The 2,303-nt window shown below is 47.5% G+C and carries 3 protein-coding genes and 1 pseudogene; 2 read left to right on the top strand and 2 right to left on the bottom strand.

Annotation, left to right across the window (positions count from 1 at the left end; all coding sequences use genetic code 11):
• Positions 1–255: 255 nt before the first annotated feature.
• Positions 256–432 (top strand): hypothetical protein, encoded by a 177-nt coding sequence (locus Q0338_RS02530; protein ID WP_297936676.1) that lies wholly within the window; start codon positions 256–258, stop codon positions 430–432.
• Positions 432–1,226, top strand: coding sequence for an undecaprenyl-diphosphate phosphatase (locus Q0338_RS02525; RefSeq protein ID WP_298085388.1), 795 nt, complete (start codon positions 432–434; stop codon positions 1,224–1,226). Before Q0338_RS02530 ends, Q0338_RS02525 begins: the two co-directional genes overlap by 1 nt.
• Positions 1,227–1,306: 80 nt before the next feature.
• Here Q0338_RS02525 and Q0338_RS02520 read toward each other — a convergent pair whose 3' ends face one another.
• Both Q0338_RS02520 and Q0338_RS02515 read right to left on the bottom strand, forming a co-directional pair.
• Positions 1,307–1,963: a metallophosphoesterase family protein gene (locus Q0338_RS02520; protein ID WP_298085387.1), complete on the bottom strand. Its 657-nt coding sequence runs from the start codon at positions 1,961–1,963 to the stop codon at positions 1,307–1,309.
• A pseudogene (locus Q0338_RS02515) lies at positions 1,960–2,303 on the bottom strand (serine/threonine protein phosphatase); the annotation flags it as partial. The gene Q0338_RS02520 and the pseudogene Q0338_RS02515, both read right to left, overlap by 4 nt.

The raw sequence follows: 2,303 nt of genomic DNA, 5'->3' as shown, positions 1-2,303 counted from the left end.
GGTATAAATTTGCGGATGAAATTTACTCAATGAAGAGCTTCGGCGAAAGCGGCAAGGCGGGTGCGTTGTTTGAGTATTTCGGCTTTACGCCTGAAAAGATTGCGGAATTTGCGCAAGAGTTGGCGAAGTAAAATCTAGCTTTAAATTTGACGGTTTTGGCTCAGGCCGGATCCGTCAAATTTAAGGACTCGCAGGCGGCTAAATTTAAAATTTAGCGTCGCTCGCGGTAAAATCAAAATTAAAAAAAGGGAAAGATTGCAAAGATATAGGCAAAAAATAGGGAGATTCGCCGACGAAAACTTCATCTTAAATTTAGTTCGCGGCGCAGGTAAATTTGACGCGCAAAAAGGCTTGAACGAGCAAATTTATGCTCAAGACAAAATCAAATTTAGCGCACAAAATTCGTTTAAATTTAACCAAAAGGCCGCGTGATGGAGCTTTCGCATATCATAGTTTTGGCCCTAGTTCAGGGCATTAGCGAGTTTTTACCGATCTCTAGCTCGGCGCATCTCGTACTCGTACCAAAGCTGCTTGGATGGGCGGATCAGGGGCTTGCCTTTGACGTCGCCGTTCACGTAGGCACGCTCGCGGCGATACTTTTTTATTTCAAAGATAGGCTTGCTGGGCTCGTGCGCGATTTTTTCGCATCTATCGCGCGGCGCGAGAAGGTCGGCGACAGCACGCTCGTGTGGTCGGTCGGCTTTGCGACCGTGCCGGTGGGGCTTTTTGGCCTAGCGTTTAACGACGCCATCGAGCAGTACGCTAGAAACGGGCTCGTGATCGCGGCGATGACGATAATCTTTGGTATCGCGCTCTACGTCGCGGACAAAAAATCAGGCCTAAAAACCGAATACGAAATGACGATCAAGCTCGCTCTCATCGTAGGTCTAGCGCAGGCGATCGCGCTGATACCCGGCGTTTCGCGCTCGGGCGTGACGATGACGGCGGCGCTGATGCTTGGCTTTAGTCACAGCGCAAGCGCGAATTTTTCGTTTTTGCTCTCGATCCCGGTTATCGTGCTAGCAGGCGGCCTTGAGGCGGTAAAGCTGCTAAAAACCCCAGACGCGCTGCCTTGGAGCGACCTTGCTATCGGTGCGGCGGTTAGCGGCCTTAGCGCGTATCTTTGCGTGCGGCTGTTTATGGCGCTGATCGCGCGCACGAGCATGTTGCCGTTTGTTATCTACCGCATGATTTTGGGCGTGTTTTTGTTTGTGATGTTTTTATGAAAATAGCCAAATTTGGGCTCAAATTTGAGGTTTGCGGCCCAAATTTGCTTTGTAAATTTAAAGCGTAAATTTGACTAAGGTCAGTCAAAATTTAGCTTTTCTAAAACCTCTTTCATCCTCGTACTTCTGCTCTCTACGCTATCTTCTTTGCTAAACATCCTATGTTCGCTATATTCAAACGGCGGCAGGTCTTTAACGAAATCATAAATTTCCTCAAAGCTTAAAATCTTGCCGTGCAGGTCGTAGCCGACGTTTAGCGCCTTGCCTTTTACGTTTGCGATATTTGCGTGGATGTGGCCGTAGAGATGGATCGCGCCGTAGTGACCTGCGTTCCACTCGGCTAGCGGATAGTGAAAGAGCACGAGTCGAAATTTATCCTGTTCGCGCTGCACCGTTATCTCTTTGTATTCGCAAATTTCCTCAAAAAGTGCGTTGCCGTCTTGCTTTTTTATAGCTAGTAGCTCGTCTTTATGCTTTTTTATCGCCTCGTCGTGATTGCCTAGCACTAGGACGTGCTTGCCGTTTAGCTTGCTAAAGATTGATATGTTCGTATCCATATCCTTGTGAAAGCTTAGATCGCCTATGTTATAGACCGTGTCGCAGGGATTTACTCTCTCGTTCCAATGGCCAATAAGCGCTCTATCCATCGCCTCCACGCTAGAAAAAGGCCTAAAGCACGGGTGAAATTTCATGATATTGCTATGTCCGAAATGCAAATCGGAGGTAAAATAAATCATTTTTGCTCCTTTAAATCCACCTCAAATTTCTCACCGCTTTTTATCTCCATTATCTCTAGCCTTTTAAAAAATACGGCTCCCACGTCCATAGAAAAGACGTCGTTTGCGCGCCTGGTTATCCTATTTTCTTCGCTTGCGACATGCCCGTGAAATATCCTCTTGCCCGTATTATTACTCTCCCAAAATGGCTCTATGCTCCACAGCACGTAGTCCTCGTCTTGCTCCTCTTCGCTTTTATCGCCGTCAAAGGCTGCGTGGACGAATATACTTTGCTCCGAGCTCACGACGTGGGGCATATCGCCGATAAAATCCTTTAGCCACGAGAGCGCGAAGCTGTTTA

Source organism: uncultured Campylobacter sp., assembly GCF_938018145.1.
GTDB lineage: Bacteria > Campylobacterota > Campylobacteria > Campylobacterales > Campylobacteraceae > Campylobacter_A.
This window is presented reverse-complemented; position numbering and strand designations above follow the sequence as displayed.